Annotated in this window: 16 protein-coding genes; 5 read left to right on the top strand and 11 right to left on the bottom strand. The window is 48.8% G+C overall.

The genetic code is table 11. The annotated features are described in order from the left end of the window. Positions 1-109: 109 nt before the first annotated feature. The 4 genes from BBG47_RS12715 (at position 110) to nagA (ending at position 3,978) form a co-directional block, all read left to right on the top strand. Positions 110-1,054 carry an AraC family transcriptional regulator gene (locus BBG47_RS12715; protein ID WP_254659813.1) on the top strand — a complete coding sequence of 315 codons (945 nt, stop codon included), beginning with the start codon at positions 110-112 and terminating at the stop codon, positions 1,052-1,054. Between the two features lie 158 nt (positions 1,055-1,212). Beyond that, positions 1,213-2,070, top strand: a complete 858-nt coding sequence (locus tag BBG47_RS12710; protein ID WP_021252358.1) for a MurR/RpiR family transcriptional regulator — start codon at positions 1,213-1,215, stop codon at positions 2,068-2,070. Positions 2,071-2,078: 8 nt separating this feature from the next. Beyond that, positions 2,079-2,807 (top strand): glucosamine-6-phosphate deaminase, encoded by a 729-nt coding sequence (gene nagB, locus BBG47_RS12705; RefSeq protein ID WP_065292005.1) that lies wholly within the window; start codon positions 2,079-2,081, stop codon positions 2,805-2,807. Further along, positions 2,800-3,978: an N-acetylglucosamine-6-phosphate deacetylase gene (gene nagA, locus BBG47_RS12700; protein WP_065292004.1), complete on the top strand. Its 1,179-nt coding sequence runs from the start codon at positions 2,800-2,802 to the stop codon at positions 3,976-3,978. The genes nagB and nagA overlap by 8 nt, the downstream gene beginning before the upstream one ends. A 289-nt stretch (positions 3,979-4,267) precedes the next feature. Here the strand turns inward: nagA and BBG47_RS12695 are convergent, their stop codons facing one another. After that, positions 4,268-4,492 carry a helix-turn-helix domain-containing protein gene (locus tag BBG47_RS12695; protein WP_005547175.1) on the bottom strand — a complete coding sequence of 75 codons (225 nt, stop codon included), beginning with the start codon at positions 4,490-4,492 and terminating at the stop codon, positions 4,268-4,270. A gap of 240 nt (positions 4,493-4,732) precedes the next feature. Further along, positions 4,733-5,623: a YhcN/YlaJ family sporulation lipoprotein gene (locus BBG47_RS12690; RefSeq protein ID WP_065292003.1), complete on the bottom strand. Its 891-nt coding sequence runs from the start codon at positions 5,621-5,623 to the stop codon at positions 4,733-4,735. A 336-nt stretch (positions 5,624-5,959) separates the two neighbouring features. On the opposite strand from BBG47_RS12690, the gene BBG47_RS12685 reads away from it, so the two are divergent. Further along, entirely contained in the window at positions 5,960-6,970 is a 1,011-nt protein-coding gene (locus tag BBG47_RS12685) for a ketoacyl-ACP synthase III (RefSeq protein WP_065292002.1), read from the top strand. A 223-nt stretch (positions 6,971-7,193) separates the two neighbouring features. Here BBG47_RS12685 and BBG47_RS12680 read toward each other — a convergent pair whose 3' ends face one another. From BBG47_RS12680 to kdpF, 9 genes are all read right to left on the bottom strand, one after another. Continuing rightward, complete coding sequence (locus BBG47_RS12680) at positions 7,194-8,222, bottom strand: DUF4340 domain-containing protein (protein ID WP_254659814.1); 1,029 nt, start codon at positions 8,220-8,222, stop codon at positions 7,194-7,196. Positions 8,223-8,227: 5 nt separating this feature from the next. Beyond that, positions 8,228-9,616 carry a GldG family protein gene (locus tag BBG47_RS12675; RefSeq protein ID WP_254659812.1) on the bottom strand — a complete coding sequence of 463 codons (1,389 nt, stop codon included), beginning with the start codon at positions 9,614-9,616 and terminating at the stop codon, positions 8,228-8,230. A gap of 3 nt (positions 9,617-9,619) precedes the next feature. Next, a complete protein-coding gene (locus tag BBG47_RS12670; protein ID WP_021252365.1) occupies positions 9,620-10,327 on the bottom strand; it encodes an ABC transporter permease subunit in 708 nt (235 codons plus the stop codon). After that, a complete protein-coding gene (locus BBG47_RS12665; RefSeq protein ID WP_065292000.1) occupies positions 10,314-11,264 on the bottom strand; it encodes an ABC transporter ATP-binding protein in 951 nt (316 codons plus the stop codon). The genes BBG47_RS12670 and BBG47_RS12665 overlap by 14 nt, the downstream gene beginning before the upstream one ends. Positions 11,265-11,499: 235 nt before the next feature. Next, the gene (locus BBG47_RS12660) at positions 11,500-13,830 is read right to left on the bottom strand and encodes a histidine kinase (RefSeq protein ID WP_065292035.1); all 2,331 of its coding nucleotides are present in this window, start codon (positions 13,828-13,830) and stop codon (positions 11,500-11,502) included. Between the two features lie 48 nt (positions 13,831-13,878). Then, positions 13,879-14,463: a potassium-transporting ATPase subunit KdpC gene (gene kdpC, locus BBG47_RS12655; protein WP_065291999.1), complete on the bottom strand. Its 585-nt coding sequence runs from the start codon at positions 14,461-14,463 to the stop codon at positions 13,879-13,881. A gap of 183 nt (positions 14,464-14,646) precedes the next feature. Beyond that, positions 14,647-16,656 carry a potassium-transporting ATPase subunit KdpB gene (gene kdpB, locus BBG47_RS12650; protein ID WP_227775126.1) on the bottom strand — a complete coding sequence of 670 codons (2,010 nt, stop codon included), beginning with the start codon at positions 16,654-16,656 and terminating at the stop codon, positions 14,647-14,649. A 94-nt stretch (positions 16,657-16,750) separates the two neighbouring features. Further along, positions 16,751-18,430 (bottom strand): potassium-transporting ATPase subunit KdpA, encoded by a 1,680-nt coding sequence (gene kdpA / locus BBG47_RS12645; RefSeq protein WP_094183160.1) that lies wholly within the window; start codon positions 18,428-18,430, stop codon positions 16,751-16,753. A 54-nt stretch (positions 18,431-18,484) separates the two neighbouring features. Then, entirely contained in the window at positions 18,485-18,562 is a 78-nt protein-coding gene (kdpF, locus tag BBG47_RS31210) for a K(+)-transporting ATPase subunit F (protein ID WP_227775128.1), read from the bottom strand. Between the last annotated feature and the right edge of the window lie 347 nt (positions 18,563-18,909).

The raw sequence follows: 18,909 nt of genomic DNA, 5'->3' as shown, positions 1-18,909 counted from the left end.
TCGTTATGAACGATTATGATATCGGCTTACTTTTTGAAAAGGTTTTCAATGAACTGATTTCATTGTGCCACATTGCTTTCGGGGTGTGAATGAAGGATATCCTTTTAACATGAACAATCTTGCTATCTTTGCTATACTCTTTGTAAAGAGCGTAGACACCTATATGGACATGATGGAGGAGAATATGTCGCAATCTGCTATCAATCAAGAAGAATTTACGATTATGTACTCCGGGCATGCGAGACACACGAAGCCATTCACTCTCGTCATCCCCAAGCTGGAGCATTACCTCATTCGCATACAGTTGGAAGGCAATGCTCATGTCTGGATGGATGATCAATATACGGAAATTACACCTGGCGATATGCTCATGCTGTCTCCGGGCTCTCATTATGATTTGAAAATAGGGTACCGCCACCCCGAATCAGGCATCCCTCACAAAAAAGTGCACAGCCTCGACTACTACTTCATATTGAATGGTCCATGGGTACAAGCGTGGTGGAACCAGGTTGCCACTCAGGGCAAGGTAGACATCGGAATCGACGATCGTCTTCTGTCGATATGGCGGGAGATTATGCAGGAGCAGCGGCTCTATGGAAGCCACAACATGAACGATATTGTTAGACACCTAAGCTTTGCTTACTTCCGCATGTTGGAGAGAACCTTAAGTGAACGCGCACATCCCTCTTATTTGAATCGCAATCGCAGTGAGCGGGTCGCCCATCAAATGAAGCATTATATTGAAATGAATGTTACGGAGCCGTTTACGCTGCAGGATGTTGCAACCCGCGTGCAGCTAAGTGTGTCCAGAGCATCACATATTTTCAAAGAAACATTCCATCAATCCGTCATGGACTATGCCATCCAACTCCGATTGACGATGGCTTGCGAACGGATTTTGCATGGGTATATGCCGCTGGAGCAAATTGCTGAAATGTGTGGATTTCAAAGTTACTCCTATTTCCATCGAACGTTCAAAACTCGCCTTGGCATAGCGCCACGTGATTTCCGGGAGCAGCGGCAGCTGGACAACCATGCGGATTCGAGCAATTGACGGTCGCGAAATGATTTGTGAGGAAATTGTGGTATTTTGCATAATCAGCTTGTGTTTCTGCTGTGGATTGACTATGATGATATTGAAATAATTTTCATCAAGATTAGATATATGGTTAAAATTATTTTCACCATTTTTCACGTAAGAGGATGATATTTTTGTCGAGCATTTTGCATGCGATCCGGCAGCAGGTTCAAGATTTTCACCCGCAGGAGCGCAAAGTGGCGGACTATATTTTGCAGTTTCCGGGCAATGTAGTGACGATGGGCATCACAGAGCTGGCTGAACAATCCGGCACTTCACCCGCAACCGTCACTAGATTTTGTAAAACCCTTCATTTCCGTGGATTCCCGGACTTCAAGACGAAGCTGGCGGCCGACATGGCACAGCAGTCCACACCACTATCCTATCAGGACATTATCGCAGGTAATCCGCTGCGCGATATTATTACGGCCATCGAGTCCAATCATATACGCTCGATATCCGACACGACGCGGCTATTAGACATGGTTACGCTGGAGCGGGCAATGCATGCTTTTCAGCAGGCAAGACAGATTGATCTGTACGGAATGGCAACGTCCGGTATCGTAGCACTGGACTTCTACCAGAAGCTGATTCGTGTTGGCAAACGCGCGACCTGCTTCTCCGATCCGCATATGCAGATTACATCCGCCGCCAACTTGAATGAGCTTGATGTGGCGTTCGCCATCTCCTATTCTGGAGAGACACCAGAGACGATCGATGCGCTGCAATGCGCCAAGGAGCGCGGCGCGACCACCATCTCACTAACGAAGGTTGGTTCTAATCGCCTCGCTAGTCTTGCTGATATTCATTTATCTGCTTCTTCTCTCGAAGAAGGCATGCGTCGCGGTGACATGGCTTCCCGTATCGCACAGCTCCATATAATTGATATTTTGTTCGCGGGAATGGTCACGGAGCAGTTCGATGATCATATTCCGAAGCTAGAACAGTCGTATCGCATGGTACGCAAGTACCGTAAAGATAAAGGGAGGTAACTCAGTTCATGAACATCTTAACGTTCCAAACAAACGAGGAATTAAACCAAATCGCTGCAGGCATCTTTGCAAGCCTCATCCAGACAAAGCCTAATGCCGTACTCGGCTTGGCAACTGGCAGTACGCCAATCGGCATCTACCAAGAGCTGATTCGCCTGAATGAGAAAAAGTATGTAAGCTTCAAAAATGTGCGTTCCTTCAACCTGGACGAATACGTTGGTCTGCCTGAAGGCCATCCAGAATCGTACATGTCGTTCATGAACAAGCAATTGTTCGATCATATCGATATCAATAAAGAGAACACTCGTGTACCAAACGGCAATGCAGCCGACTTGGAACACGAGTGCAAGCAATATGATGAGATGCTCTCTGATGCATCCATCGACCTGCAGCTGCTCGGCCTTGGCCACAATGGTCACATTGGCTTCAACGAACCAGACCAAAATCTGCATGCAGGCACACATCTTGTCCAATTGAAAGAAGAGACTCGCCAAGCGAACAAGCGCTTCTTCGATTCCATTGATGAAGTGCCAACACAAGCGGTAACAATGGGCGTTGGCTCGATCTTGAAGGCTAAAATGATTATGCTCGTAGTTCGCGGTGCGGACAAGGCTGACATTGTTCATCGCGCTTTGACTGGCCCGGTTACAACAGAAGTTCCGGCATCATTGTTGCAAACTCATCCGAATGTAGTAGTTTTGCTTGACAAGGAGGCGGCACAACATTTCCATGGCTAATTCAACGTTTACCCTAACCAATGCAAATGTCGTAACACCGAACGGTGTATTGTATGATGGAGTCGTTCGGGTAGAAGATGGCCTTATTTCCTTTATTGGAAAGTGGTCAGAATTGGCACAGCCTGAGCAGGATGCTTGGGGCAAGGAAGCAGTAGACGCTAAGGGCGGCTGGGTGCTACCAGGCTTTGTCGATCTGCATATTCATGGCGGCTTCGGCGCAGACTTCATGGATGCAAATGCCGAATCTTACGATAAAATTACGAAGTTCCATATGGAGCACGGTACAACTGCTATGCTCGCTACTTCGATGACACAATCTCATGAAGCACTGGATCGTGTTATGGTAGCGGTTGATGCCTACATCAAGCAAGGCATGAGGTATACTCAATTGGCAGGCGTTCACTTGGAAGGTCCGTTCGTGAATCCGAAGTACAAGGGCGCACAGAACGATATCTACATGATCGATCCTCAAATCGACTGGTTCGAGGATTGGCATGCACGCTTCCCTGGCCTGATGAAGCAAGTGAGCTTAGCGCCTGAGCGTAACAACGCTACGGAAGCCATCCGCTGGCTTCGCGCTCACGACGTAAATGCTGCTGCAGCACATACAGCAGCTACGTACGATCAAGTGACGGCCGCAGCCAATGCTGGTCTGAACCAAGCGGTTCACACGTTCAACGCAATGACTCCAATCCACCATCGTGATCCAGGTGTAGCCGGAGCCGTGCTTACCGATGACCGCATTACAGCTGAGATTATCTCCGACGGAATTCACGTACACCCTGCTTGCATCAAGATGCTAAGCCGTACGAAGGCTTCCGGCAAGCTCGTAATGATTACAGACGCGATGTCCGCAGCTGGTATGCCTGATGGACAGTATGATCTTGGCGGTCTCGCTGTAACGATGAAGGAAGGCGTATGCCGATTGACTGACGGCGGTTCGCTCGCAGGCAGTACACTTACGATGATTCAGGCTGTGAAGAATATGATTCAATTTACCGGACTCCCGCTGCATGAAGTATCACGCCTTGCAAGCTTGAATCCTGCGAAGCAAATTGGAATCGACGGCTATACAGGCAGCATCGAAGTTGGCAAGCAAGCTGACTTGGTATGGACAGATGCTGATCTGAACATTGAACGCGTATGGGTAAAAGGCAGCACGCATATGTAAGCAGCTGTTGTTATCATACCTTGTTTACAACCATATCCGCATAAAAAAGAATGGCTTTCCGAAACGATACCTGCATCGTATTCGGGAAGCCATTTGTTGATTGCAGGGCATGACCATCGGAACAAAAAATAAAGCGTACTTGCCACGATGCTCGTTCTATGCAGCATGGGTATACGCTCGAATCTATCCGAGTCTGTCATCCGGACCTACTCATCAAAGACCTTCCTTCCCACATCAACCGATGTGTTCCAGAAGGCTGAATTGTCAGGGCGATGGGCTTAGCTTATTGTTAGATTTTTAACTCCCCAAGCTTGATTAGCTCGACTACCGCTTGCGAACGACCTTTTACATTCAATTTCTGCATCACATTCGAAATATGATTTCGAACGGTTTTCTCACTAATGAACAATTGTTGTGCAATATCACGGGTCGTTTTGTCCTGAACTAATAATTCAAAAACTTCGCGCTCACGATTAGTCAGTAGAAACTTATTTTTGTGATCGCTACCCTTCAAGTGTCACCCCTCCTTGCCCGAGTTTTTGTAATTTAACAAGGTTTAGGGATACAGTCAAATTTATACTATGAAGAGCCATTACACTTGGTGCGGTAATGCGCAAAAATGGGCTAACTAACGTGTTTGTTTGGCTAAAACCGTATAATTCCTTATGTTCGTCGAATGCTACCCTTATCCGAATATGTAAACAGGACTCCGCCCTCAACAGAGTGAGGAATGAAGTCCGTTCGAAGCGTGAAATTAACGAGTTCCTGTTGTTCCTGTTCCTGGAGCCATATTGTGCAAGCGAGTTGGATGATTGTACGATTGATTTGTTACATTGGTTGGGAACAAACGGTACACCATCTCAGAGAATTCATTAGCAAATCCTGCAATCGGATGGCCTGCACTTACTTGCTTGCTGTACTCATTCATGCGGTTGACGAAGTCTGGATTGGCAGATACATACACATTATTGCAGCTCGGATCTTCCTTCTTCACCGCGTTGGCAATGTGTGCCTTCAAGTCACCAGATATGTTATCATTCACATTAGATGTACCGTCATAAGAACCGAGGCTGCCAGCAGAGTATGGCCGTGGTCCTTGTCCTGGCTTAACGCTCTTGCTGTGAACTCCTTTAGATGAATGATCAGTTACAACAGCAACATAAGCATTGTTGTTGTTCGTCATCATGACATGTGCCGACTTCACACCCTTAATGGAAGCGATTTTTTTGGCCAGTTTTTGGTTCATTTCCAGCTTGTTCGCGGAATGAGTGCCGTAGCGCCCTCCGTTAAAGGCATTGTTACCATACGTACCATTGTTACCATTCGTACCATACTGTCCATACGTACCATTGTTGAAATTATTGGTGCGGTAACCTCCATCATAACCGTAACCACGTGTATAACCATCTGGGCTGAACTGATTCATGTTATAGGAACGTAGTCCATCACCCGAGAAGTTCGTATTGTAGCGGTTCGCGTTATAACGATGATCCGTTCCGAGCGGTCTTACACCATCATTGCCATAATTCATATTATGCTGACGCACACTCTTCGTGGACATATTGTCCCGATTTCCACAACCTGTAAGCCCCATTGTCATCACTAATGCTGCCGTCAACGTTAGCAAAACTGCTTTTGCTCGCATCAATGTTCCTCCTTGTTCAGTTCATAATTGAGGTGCCAACAATGTTAGCATGCGCTGACCGCCTGATGTTATGCCGATAGGTTTTTCCGATACTTCCACTCCTTGCATCTTGTTATCAGCTTGTCCTAAAAAGAATGACGAATTCCCCAATCGTGCAAATTACAAAGGCATGGATTGACAATTTTTTACCGGACGTATTATCATATTAGTATTAGACTATAGTACCTGGTACTAATTTAAATTATATACACTAATTTTTGTTTAGGCGTTCATTCATCTCGATTTACTTGGATCGCACGCTCCCTTTCGGTCCGAACATAAAGAAGGAGGATAAGCATGCAAACGGTGAAACTGCATACCAAAGCGCAAATTACAGCATTCGGCACCTATGTGCCTGAGCGCCGCTTAACAAATGAGGATCTGTCGCACATGGTTGATACGAACCATGAATGGATTGTTCAACGAACGGGCATGATTGAACGACGGATTGTAGATGAAGGAACATATGCCAGCGATCTTGCGTTCGAAGCTGCTAAGAATCTGGCAGACACGTATCATGTTGATCTGCAAACGGTTGATGCAGTACTTGTAGCAACATCAACACCAGATGCCTTCTTCCCAAGCACGGCTGGCATCATTCAAGGAAGACTTGGCATCCCTCAAGCAATGGCGCTTGATATATCGAATGCATGTGCAGGATTTGTTAGTGCCATGCAATTGGCGATAGGACTCATTGATGCTGGTATGCATCACAAAGTATTAGTAATTGGAACCGAAGTGCTGACCCGCACGGTTGATTACACGGATCGCAGCACTTGCATCTTATTCGGAGATGGGGCTGGAGCGGTTCTTCTAGAAGCTGGGACTGCTGAGCAGCAATCTTGTTTCCTTGCTTCTGGTTCATTAACGACAGGAGACTTAGGCGGGATCTTGCATCGCAAGGCTGTCGCCGATCGGATTGGCGATGTGGAGATGAAACCTGACAGCACGTTAGTTCAAAATGGGCGCGAAGTCCTTAAGTGGGCGCTCCGCCAAGTTCCGGTAGGCATTCAGCAATTGCTTCAAGACACTGGCTACACGACAGAGCAAATTGACATCTTTGTGCCACACAGCGCTAATCTACGGATGATAGAGTCCATATGTGAACGAAGTGGGATTCCGCTTGAGCGCACGCTTACTAGTGTCCAATATTATGGTAATACATCTGCAGCCAGTATTCCGCTGGCGATAGCGGGAGGATTAGCAGACGGCCGTCTGAAACCGGGAGCACTCACTTTACTGTATGGATTCGGCGGCGGATTCTCGCAATCGATCTTGCTGCTGCGCTGGCCGGATTTACAAGCATAAGCTCGGATTGGGCATCTCTATGATTCACCTAATTCTCTTATAACTCCTACACAATGGAACCAGAGGGTGCCCCTAATTTTGAATGAGCATGCATAAAAAGACGCTTCCATCTCCACCAATACAGTGGTTCCGGAAGCGTCTTTGTTCATCTAGCAGGACTAGCTCACATTCTTGGGACAGACCCACATGCATTCCTACTTATATACATGAACACGTACAAACTCTATTTACCTGTTGCAGATGCACTATTTCCTTCAATTTCCCATTCTTTGATTGCTTCATCAAGCTTCGCCTTCGGGACAGCATATGCCCATTGCTCGTCTTGAGGGATTATCCATATCTTCTCTCCGATCACGTATCCTTCAAATATCCTCTTCTCCGTAGCATTGATGGCATCTGGCTTCAATGAGAGTTCCAGCTTCCAACCTGGCTCGTGAGATGATCCTGCCAATAACTCCTTCTTCTGCTTCGGCAGTTCGGTTGTCGACCAATCTCGGAATTGATTAATGAGCACATTAGCTTTATCTTCCGTAATAGACTTGTCCTGAAGCCGCCAATTCATCTCTGTTTGATTGCCTGAATCTGAATTCCCTGCTGAAGATTCTCCCTCACTCACATTCGTTGGAACGGATCCTGAATCATCATTTGAACTTAGGTTATATGTGTTCCCCGCATAGCTCCAACTGAATTGTTCCACCCGTTCAATTGGGAATGTTATCGGTTCCTTCAACACAAAATCATACGCGCTCCGCTTCAATCCCGACCATTCAGTAGCAGGGACTTGATATACCTTGTTATTGTCATCTACCATTGCATAGTAAGTGCCTGAAATCGGGGTTTCATTGCCGATCTTAAGATTATGTCTTATCCCGTTAGCACCAGTTGCCTGGAATACCCACGTCGGCTTATCCAAGCCATATTTCCCAAGGTTCGCTGACTCTCCCTCAACGATCGAATCTGCCTTCGCCTTTGTCACTATAGAGATCCAGTCATTAATCGGATACGAATTGAGCGGATACGGACGCGGCTCTAACATCTCCCACTGTTCGCCCTTCTTATGAAGCGATACTCGGGATCCTTCCCCCGCTATCATAATAGAATCAATATCCTGCGCTTGCATCGTTATGAGCGGCACGGCCTCCGTATTCTCCTGTTTGGTGCGGAAGAAATCGTGTGTAGAGGCGTACACATAACCGGCTATGAATACAATCAATAGTAGAAAGGTTGGGATGAGCCTTCTCATCTGTCTCATATTATTCACGACGCCCGTCTCCTTCTCCACCATAATGCTGCCCCTATACCAAGCAATAGCACCGGGAAGCCGATAACAGTCGTCCATAGAATTGCCTTGCCCTGTCCAGGAGTCAGGTATGCAATTTGATAGGCTTCATTCTCCCGTGGCCTGATCGTCACTTGTTCTTGATTCCCCTGGAGCCAGTTCATGCTATTCAGCGCGAAGTCCCGATTACCCTGCGTATATAGATTCTGATCTTCGATATAACTCGATCCACCGACAATAACTGCCTTTGGCTTCCCGTCTGTTGTCGTTACGGCTACGCCCAGCGTTAATGGTCCAGCAAGATCCTTATCGTCGCGTTCGCTTCCCTCTTGCATTAGCCTTGGAATATCTGTCTCCCCATAAGAAGTTGTAGAAGTCTTCAAGATCGGCTCCACTGACAGCTTATCTGTAGACGAAGCTTCTAAAGGCAGCCCCAACGTCAGCAAAGTAAGCAAATTATACTGCGACAGCTTGGATGTTAGTTCATGCTCCCCGTATTCAGGTACAATCGTAAATGGATCATACAATGTGCTCTTCTTCTGCTCGACTGCGACTGCATGCTTGTTCGTCACACCAAGATGCTTGAGCAAGCTGTCAATGTTCTTCCAATATTTCGACATGTCTGGATTGAAGCCAAGCGCAATGTACAACTTCCCCTTGTCATCCACATACTGTTGCAGAAGCTTCGCTTCCTTATCCGTAATATCTTTGTTGGCGCCTAGTATCATGACCATGTCCGCATCCTGTGGGACTGCACCTTCTCGATATAAATTCAGCTCTTTGACTTGGATATTGTCCTCTTCCAAGCTGGAGCGGAGGGCAGTTACTTGCGACAACGGCAGCTCTTCATGGCCAGACAATACGTAAGCTGTTGCTTTGCGCTCAGATGTTAGGCTTCTAAGTGCTTGGGTCATTTTTTCCTCGCCACTAAAACGATAAGCCCCATAGTCCTCTCCACCACTGAACATCTCATACAGTCCAACAGTCTTGCGCTTCGTTCCGCGCTCGAACACAAGGGAGCTCCCCGCTAAGCCATATTGCTGTGCTAGGGAGGGTTCCTTCATTAAATCAATTTGTTCGACCTTAATATGTTTATTTCGCAGTGCATACTGTTCTGCCATGTCAGCAACTTCCCTAATTAGCATAGGATCATCCTGCGGCGTATAGAACAGCTTCACATTGACCTTATCTTCGACCGAAGTCAGAGCGGCAATCGTTTGTTCCGATAGCGTGAAAGACTTATTCTTCGTGAAGTCCCACTGCCACCCCGTCATCGATTGTAGAAAATAGGTCAACAACACAAAAATTCCGAGGACAGCGACTGATCGTACTGCCGCATTCGTTCTTCGCAGCCACTTGTTCATCATTCGTTACCTCCACCGTTTTCTTTCAAGTACTTGGATACTCAGCACGACAAATACAATCGCGAGTGTTAGGAAAAAGAGTACGTCCGGCCCATTCAGTACCCCTTTCATAAAGGACTGCAATCGATTGTTCATCGAAAATGGAGCAATCCAATCACCGACGGCAGAAGAAGGAATGGCATCCAGCAGCCAGAACATGAGCAGGATCACGAATGCAGCGATGGCGGTTACCATCTGATGCTCAGACAGTGCAGATGCAAATAAGCCAATAGAAGCCATTGCAATCGTAAGCAGCAGCAATCCGAGTACAGACGTCAGCAGCACACGCATATCCAATGTTCCGAAGAACGACATGACGAATGGATACACCAAGCTAAACCCGACAAGCACAACCATCAAGACACATGCTGCAGCATATTTGCCAAGAACAATCTCGCTCAGACGGGCAGGCGAAGTAAGCAGCAGCTCATCGGTACCGTGGCGGAATTCATCTGCGAACAGCCGCATCGTCAACAAGGGAATGATAAAAATATACATAAATGTGGTATTGCCCGTTACAAGCCGGAAATCAACGATACTAGGTTGGAACAATACAAAATTCAAATAAAACATAATCCCTGAAATCAACACATACACCGAGAAAGCCGCATAAGATGTCGGCGATGTGAAATATGCGAGCATTTCTTTGCGAAATATCGCGCTAAATCTGCGCATCACCAGACTCCTCCTCTGTCGTCAATCTCGTAAATACATCCTCCAGACTTGTCGATTCCCGCTTCATCTCTAGCAGGGGATACCCTGCATTAGCCAAAGTGAAAAAAAGAGCTTCCCTTATATCCACCTGCTCCTTCGCAGTAACCTGAAGATGAACCTCTTGATCATTGCTTTCAGATTCGATGTGGGCGATCTCGGGAATAACCGTTATCGCTTCAACCACCTCAGCAGCTGTTCCCTTCACAATGAGATGCAGCTTCGATTCTTGACCAAGTGCAGTTCCCAATTGTTCAGGCAGCTCGTCAAGCACAATTTGCCCTTGATGAATAATAATGACCCGGTTGCATAGTGTGTTCACTTCCGGGAGAATATGTGTACTGAGCAATACCGTATGCTGCTCCCCGAGCTCTCGAATGAGCTGGCGTATTTCCACGATCTGATTCGGGTCTAGCCCTGATGTAGGCTCGTCCAGAACAAGCAGATCCGGCTTGTGAATGATGGCTTGCGCAAGTCCTAGCCGCTGCTTGTAGCCCTTGGATAGCCCCCGAATCGCCTGATTTTCTCTGCCTTGCAAGCCCAATCTGTCTACCATTTCACTAATTCGCACGCTGCGTTCTCGTACCGATACACCTCTTATATCCGCCACAAAACGCAAATACGACTTCACCGTCATATCTGGGTACAGCGGCGGGCTTTCCGGCAAATAACCAATCTTGCTTCTGGCCGTACCCCCATGGTCTGCCATGGAAATGCCATCAATGGAGATGCTCCCGCTTGTCGGATGCAAATATCCCGTAATCATCCGCATCGTCGTCGTCTTCCCCGCACCGTTAGGGCCTAGAAAGCCCACAACTTCGCCGCGCGCCATAGAGAAGTCGATATGCTGAACACCACGACGCTCGTTGTACAGCTTACTAACGTCCTTCACTTCTAACATCTGTATCCCCCTTGTCCAGACTTCATCCAAGACATACCTCACCCATGTTAACTAAGTAAGTCTGTATGAATCGCTATACTCATGTTAACGATTCAACTCTAAATCAAGCTGAAAAGAGGCTGAAAGGTAACTTAAAAACCCGTGTCTAATTTGTGAACAAAAAAATCATAGCCCGGCAAGGCTATGATTCATGGCATTGATATAAAAATAGATAAATAGAGGGATAGATAATAGGTTATCGCACTCGCAAGTCCTCCCATTCAGAGAGAACTAGCACATCCATATGCCTCGCATGACGCACCAACGCCTTCATAGCTCCTAACCTGCCCAAGCGGCGTACACGACTCGGCATCCCTACGATGATTTGGCTTGCCCGCAGTTGATCTGCTACATACACAGCCGTACTGGCCCATCTTCTGCGTGCAACTGCCTCATATTCTTGGTACGTACCGCCAAGCCGTTCGGTCAATGCCTGCACAGCGGCCATCTCCTTCTCTATATCTGCCGTCTTTCCTCTTCTTCTCCATGGAGCAATAGGCAGATGTACCACATGCATAGGCGCCTTCAAGCGATGGGCAATGCGGAAGCCATGGCGCACCAATCTCTCGGGCCGCACGTCAGAGTCGATACATACGAATATCACTTCCTGCCTCCGCCACGGTCCACGGAACAGTGCTCTTCGTTCCCATGACTCCAATCGCTCATCCACATCGTCAGCAACCTCGCGCAGTGCAAGCTCCCGCAGGCCAATCAGATTCGGCGTACGGAAGAAATTCGATAAGGCTTGATCTACCTTATCCGCCTTGTAGATCAACCCAGCGCGCATTCGTTCCTGGATCGTCTGCGGCGTTACATCAATCAATTGAATCTCCCGCGCCTGCCGAAGCACGATGTCCGGAACTGTCTCACGCACGCGTACTCCTGTTACATGCTCTACTGCATCATTCAAGCTTTCAATATGCTGGACATTGACCGTCGTCACGACGGATATCCCCGCCTCAAGCAAACATAAGACATCTTCATATCGCTTGGCTCGAATACTTCCCGGCACATTCGTATGCGCCAGCTCATCGACAAGTACAACCTCTGCATGAATGCGGAGCAGCTCCTCCGTATCCATCTCCTCCAGCATCTTGCCATTATACGCAATGCGCTTGCGAGGAATAACCGGAAGCCCTCCTACTTGACCGGCTGTCTCCGCTCTCCCGTGCGTTTCCAGCAAGCCAATGACGACGTCAACGCCCTGCTCCCGCAAGCGGTTGCCTTCCTGAAGCCTATGATAGGTTATACCTACCCCTGGTGCCGCACCAATAATCACTTTCAGCTTCCCTCGCTTTAGTCCGGCTGCCTTCTCTTGAACCCGCTGTTCCGTCACCCGCTTAAATGGCGTCTCAGCCTCAGCTGCGCCGGATAGGCGGGCAGGCAGTATCCGCTCCCCCTCTGCAATCGAGTGATCGGCAATGAGGAACAAGTCCGTCAGCTCGATACGTTTCAGCAGAGCTCCAATCAGCGAACCTTTCAACAGCTCCTGCCACCGCGTCTGACGAGAATGGCCGAGTACGAAGCGGGTTATCCCATGCATCTTCGCATATTCAGCCAATGCAGATGCCATATCGTGGCGCGTTCGGGAAGGAATCTCCTCCCATACCGCTTCCGTCTTCATCGCCATCTTCTTCAGCGAGCGGCGGAATGCAGCCTGCTCCGTCGTCAATTCCATATCTGGCTGAACAAAGGTCACAATATACAGTTCACCGTTAAGCCGCTTCGCAATTTGCTGCCCTCTTCGAATATGAATCGATCCATTCCAGCCGTATTGTGCAAGAACAAGAATCCGTTCGGAAGCTCCCGAAGGGCCTGTAAGGCCCATCTCATTCCGATGCTGCTCAAGTGAGCCGTTGACATGCTCCGCCATCGTGCGGAGCGCGAGCTCGCGCAATATACTTATACGGCTTCGCTCTTCCGCTCGATGCTTCCGCGAATGCTTAGCTCGACTGAACTGCCCCTGCATTCTACGCTCCATTAAAGACTCTGCAGACACATCAAGGAGGCGGACTTCGTCTGCCTCCTTCAATGCCTCACTTGGTATCGTCCATTCGCTGACGACGCCGGTCATTTTCTTTGCCGCAGCTTGAACACTTTCCTCTTCATAAGCATTCATCGTCGCAATTACGTTCATGCCCCGTTTCAACAATTCTCTTACATCTTCCTGCCTCGTTGAACGTAAGGCTTCCGGTCGATTGCGATGAGCAAGTCCATCAATAAGCACCACATCCGGCATCCGAACTGTAATGGCCTCCACATCGATGTCGTAACGATCCTGTCCATCCCTCTGCCATGCGATCATCGGAATGGCTTGAATGGGGGAAGAATCAATGCCAACGTGCAGCCCAGCCTCATTCCATATTTCCTGCGTCGGCAGCACTGTGCCGTACACCACATCCAGCCCTTGCTTGGTACAATTCACCCCTTCCAGCAGCAGCTGTGTCGTCTTGCCCGCCCCACTGGCAACAGCCATAAGAATCCGCAGCCTTCCCCGCTTCATCTGCTCAAGCATTCGCAATATCATTTCCGGCGATTGCCTACGGTACTCATCCCCTTCATTCACAGCCGACACCTAACCTTTCATTTCGTGCTGTACTTCCAGGTTCAGCAACAATACATTGATGCGCTGTTGACCGAATACTCCCAAGTCTCTTCCTTCTGTATATTTCGTAATCAACTCTTCAAGTCGTTCCTTCGAGATTCCGCTAGCCTTCGCTACACGAGGCAGCTGTACACGTGCCGCCTCCGGTGTAATGTGCGGATCCAGTCCCGAGGCAGAGTTGGTCAGCAAATCCTGTGGAATCCGCTTCACATCCGCATCTGGATTCTCCTTGCCCCATTCCTCAACTGACTTCTCAACTCTCTCTTTAAGCGCTGGATTCGAAGGAGCGTAGTTCGGCGAACCAGAGCCAGCAGCATCGTTCCCGATGCTAGATATTCGCCCATGGAAATATTGCGGTTCTGTAAATGTCTGTCCGATCAACTTCGAGCCCAGCAACTGCCCCTTCTCATTGTATACCATGCTGCCGTTCGCTTGATTCGGCATTACCGCCTGTGCAAGCCCCGTCATCGCAAATGGATAAGCAAGGCCGCACAGCAGCAGCAAGCCGATTGTCGTCCGCACCATCGCTCCACCAATATTCATACGCTCTGTCATGTTCGTTCATCCTCTCTTCTTCCTTGCTTGAACCCGATATGATTATTTCAACAATCTTCTCTATCTACATACCATCCATTGGATTTATTTCAGTTATTGCCGCTAATTACAATTTGGGACAGCTACTCAGCTATTACAGTTAAGGTTGTTATTCGGCTATTTGCAGTTACAATTGTTGCAAGGTTACACTAAAATGCCCACAATTAGATCGATCAGCTTAATGCCGACGAACGGAGCTACTAATCCGCCCAAGCCGTATACGAACAGGTTGCGCTGCAGCAGCTTAGCCGAAGACATCGGCTTATACGCCACGCCTTTGACCGCCAGCGGAATTAATAACGGAATGATGATGGCATTAAAGATAAGCGCCGACAAAATGGCCGATACGGGCGAATGCAAGCCCATAATATTCAGGGCTGACATCTGCGGAATGGCAATCATGAACATTGCTGGAATGATGGCAAAGTATTTCGCCACATCGTTCGCAATACTGAATGTCGTCAATGCGCCACGCGTCATGAGAAGCTGCTTGCCGATCGATACCACCTCAATGACCTTCGTCGGATCAGAATCAAGATCGACCATATTTGCCGCTTCCTTCGCTGCTGCCGTACCGCTGTTCATCGCGATGCCGACATCCGCCTGTGCCAGTGCCGGAGCGTCGTTCGTACCGTCTCCAGTCATTGCTACCAGCTTCCCTGCCGCCTGCTCCTTGCGAATCAGAGCCAGCTTATCTTCTGGCTTGCTCTCTGCGATGAAGTCATCTACCCCCGCTTCCCGAGCAATGGTTGCTGCCGTCAGTGGATTATCCCCTGTACACATGACGGTGCGAATGCCCATGCGGCGAAGCTGTTCGAACCGTTCCCGCATGCCTGGCTTCACCGTATCCTTCAAGTAGATCAGCCCATAAATATCGCGTCCGACGGCCACAGCCAGCGGCGTTCCGCCAGCAGAAGCAATCGCATCCGAATTGGCATCCAAATCCTGCGGAACGGTACCTCCCTGGGCGATAACCCAGCGTTTCACCGCATCAACAGCCCCTTTGCGCACGCTGCGCCCATCCTTCAGGTCAACACCGCTCATGCGTGTTTCCGCTTTGAACGGGATGAATTCCCCTTGTATAGCAAGTTCTGCTTCATACTTAATTCCTGCCTTGGATACCCAATCCACGACAGAGCGACCTTCAGGTGTCTCATCATGATGAGAGGCAACAGCTGCCCACTGAGACAATGTGTTTACATTCGTTCCTTGCACCGGAATGAGTTCATGAGCCAAGCGATTCCCGAACGTAATGGTTCCCGTCTTATCTAGAATAATTGTATGAATATCCCCGCAGGCTTCAACCGCCTTACCTGACGTTGCAATGACATTGAACCGAGTTACGCGGTCCATACCTGCAATACCGATCGCGGACAGCAACCCCCCAATCGTAGTAGGAATCAAGCAGACCAGCAGGGCAATTAGCACCGCCGCATTCAATTCGACCTGCAAATAATGACTGAATACAGGCAAGGTCACAACGACAACCAAGAAGATAAGCGTCAAGCTGACAAGTACAGTATGAAGAGCAAGCTCATTCGGAGTCTTCTTGCGCTGCGCGCCTTCAACTAATGAAATCATTCGATCTAAGAACGATTCTCCCGGATCGCTTGTAATCCGAATACGAATCTCATCACTAATTACCTTCGTTCCAGCAGTTACCGAGCAGAAATCCCCGCCTGCTTCTTTCAATACTGGCGCAGACTCCCCAGTAATCGCTGATTCATCCACAGAGGCCAATCCGGAGATGACCTCGCCATCGCCAGGAATCGTCTCCCCTTCACGAACGACTACGACATCACCCTTACGGAGCTCGGATGAGGATACGCGAACCGTTCCACCTTCGGTTATCTTGTTCGCCCACAAATCCCGCTTCGCCTGCTTCAACGAATCCGCCTGTGCCTTGCCGCGACCTTCAGCGAGAGCCTCAGCAAAGTTCGCGAACCAAACCGTAATGAATAAGATGAAGCTGACCGCGCCGTTGAACCAACGTGGCATTGGCGAACCAAAGGCATCCGGCACGAACGTAAGCAGCAGTGTAATAACGAAGCCAACCTCGCAAATAAACATCATCGGGTTTTTAACCATCTGGCGCGGATCGAACTTCCGCAGCGCATCGATCGATGCTGCCCGCATTAAGCTGCCTTGGAACATGCTCCGTTCCTTGTCTTGATGTGTATGCGTACGCGCCGGTTCAAATGGCGCAGGTGTTTTCATCTGTTTTTCCGTCTTCATTTTCCGTTCCCCCTTATTTCCACAACGTCAGATGTTCTGCGACCGGACCGAGCACGACTACCGGGAAGAACGTCAGAGCACCCACAATAAGTACTGTGCCGACAAATACGATACCGAACAGCGCCGTATTCGTCTGGAACGTACCACTTGTGTTCGGAATTGGCTGCTTCTTCGCCATCGATCCTGCTACGGCAAGGAGCGTAACGAGCGATACGTAGCGCCCTAAGAACATGACAATACCTGTGGAAATGTTCCAAAACGGCGTTGCATCTCCCAACCCTTCAAACCCGGATCCATTGTTCGCCGCAGATGATGTAAACTCATATAATGCTTGCGACAATCCGTGGAATCCTGGATTGGACAGGGTGTCCGCCTGTGTAGCAACTGCAATTGCAGTCGGTACTAGAATCAATATCGGATGCACCAGCAAGGTAACCGCCAGCAGTTTCATCTCCTTACTTTCCAGCTTGCGGCCCAAAAATTCAGGTGTCCGTCCGACCATGAGACCGGATAGGAATACGGCGATCATGACGTACAGCAGCACGTTCATAAATCCAGCACCGACGCCGCCGAATACGGTATTCAGCATCATATTCGCCATCGGGATCAAGCCACCGAGTGGTGTCAGCGTGTCATGCATATTATTGACTCCGCCCGTCTCCGATGCAGTCGTAACGACCGAATACAGTGACGATTGCACAACGCCAATGCGCACTTCCTTCCCTTCCATGCTGCCTGTTCCACTTAATCCTGCTGCGTTCAGCACAGGATTGCCCATATGTTCGGCCGTAAGCGATGATCCGAGCATAATAAGGAACAAGATCGCCATGGAGACGAACAGCACTCGCCCTTCCTTCTTGTTGCCGACCATGCGGCTGTAGGCAAACGGCAGCCCCGTGCACAGCATCAACATGAGTAAAATATGAATTAAATTCGTCACACCGTTCGGATTCTCGTATGGATGTGCGGAGTTCGCTCCATAGTGGCCGCCGCCATTGTTGCCAAGCTCCTTAATCGACATCATGGCTCCTACAGGGCCGAGCGGAATGTGCTGCTCTGCTCCTTCAACGGTTACTGCACTTTCCATTGGACTTAAGGATTGCGGAACCCCATTCCAGATAAACAGTACACTGGCAACGATCGCAATAGGCAGGAAAATGCGCGTAATCGAACGCACAAGATCTGCCAAGAAGTTGCCGAGCGGCTTGCCAGTCAAACCGCGAATAATCGCCATTACTGCCGCAAGCGCAGTAGCAGGTGACGTAAACATCAAGAAAATAATGCCCGTCATTTGTGACAGCGGAGACAGTCCACTTTCACCGCTATAGTGCTGCAAGTTCGTATTCGCCATGAAGCTGATCGCCGTATTGAATGCTACTCCCGGTTCCATGCCAGGAATGCCATTCGGATTCAGCGGCAATACCCCTTGAAGGCGGAATATTGCATACGTCACCACAATCATTAGCACGTTCGTGGCAACTGCTGTAAAGGCGTATGCCTTCCAGCTTTGCGATTGATCCTTAATGCCGAAACACTTAAATAAAAAACGATCTATCGGACCAAATACAAGGTCCAGCGGTCTTGGAGCTCCGCTATTATCAAACACCCCTGCCATATATATTCCGATCGGACGCGCTATCGCCAAGGCAAGCAATAAGGTAATTCCAATGGCGATCCATTCGATTGCACTCATTGTTCCGTTCCACCCTTCTCTAATGTACAAATATCATCAATCACTCTGCCCAAACTAAAATCGTTCCGGCTTGACTAAGGCATATAACAAATAAATGAACAGCGCCGTAATCAAGGTGAATAACACGATCATCATGAGCGATCACCCCGTTCATCCACTTCCGCCTTGCACCAATGGAGAATGCCCATTACGCTTAGTCCAAGCAGTGCGAGAAGAATCATCATGACTGCATCAAACATAGTCCCTTCCTCCTCCTGAATAAGGTTCTTATCTCTCCAGGCAATGCTGCCGCGATCCCGCTCCTACCAAGACTTCTCGCTCAGTAGGAACGCGCAGGCAACACAAAAAGCCACACGGAAAGAGGGACCCTTTCCGTGTGGCTTCACTCACGCATTGTTAAATAAACGTGCGCGTAATGTTCCACGACGAAATAAAGGCTTCCTCCTTGGACGCTTACGAGGTTAGCTGACGGATTCGGG

Origin of the sequence: Paenibacillus sp. KS1 (assembly GCF_001680695.1) — a bacterium.
Taxonomy (GTDB): domain Bacteria; phylum Bacillota; class Bacilli; order Paenibacillales; family Paenibacillaceae; genus Paenibacillus_B; species Paenibacillus_B suaedae.
The sequence above is the reverse complement of the archived record's forward strand: the minus strand, read 5'-3'. Positions and strand labels throughout refer to the sequence as shown.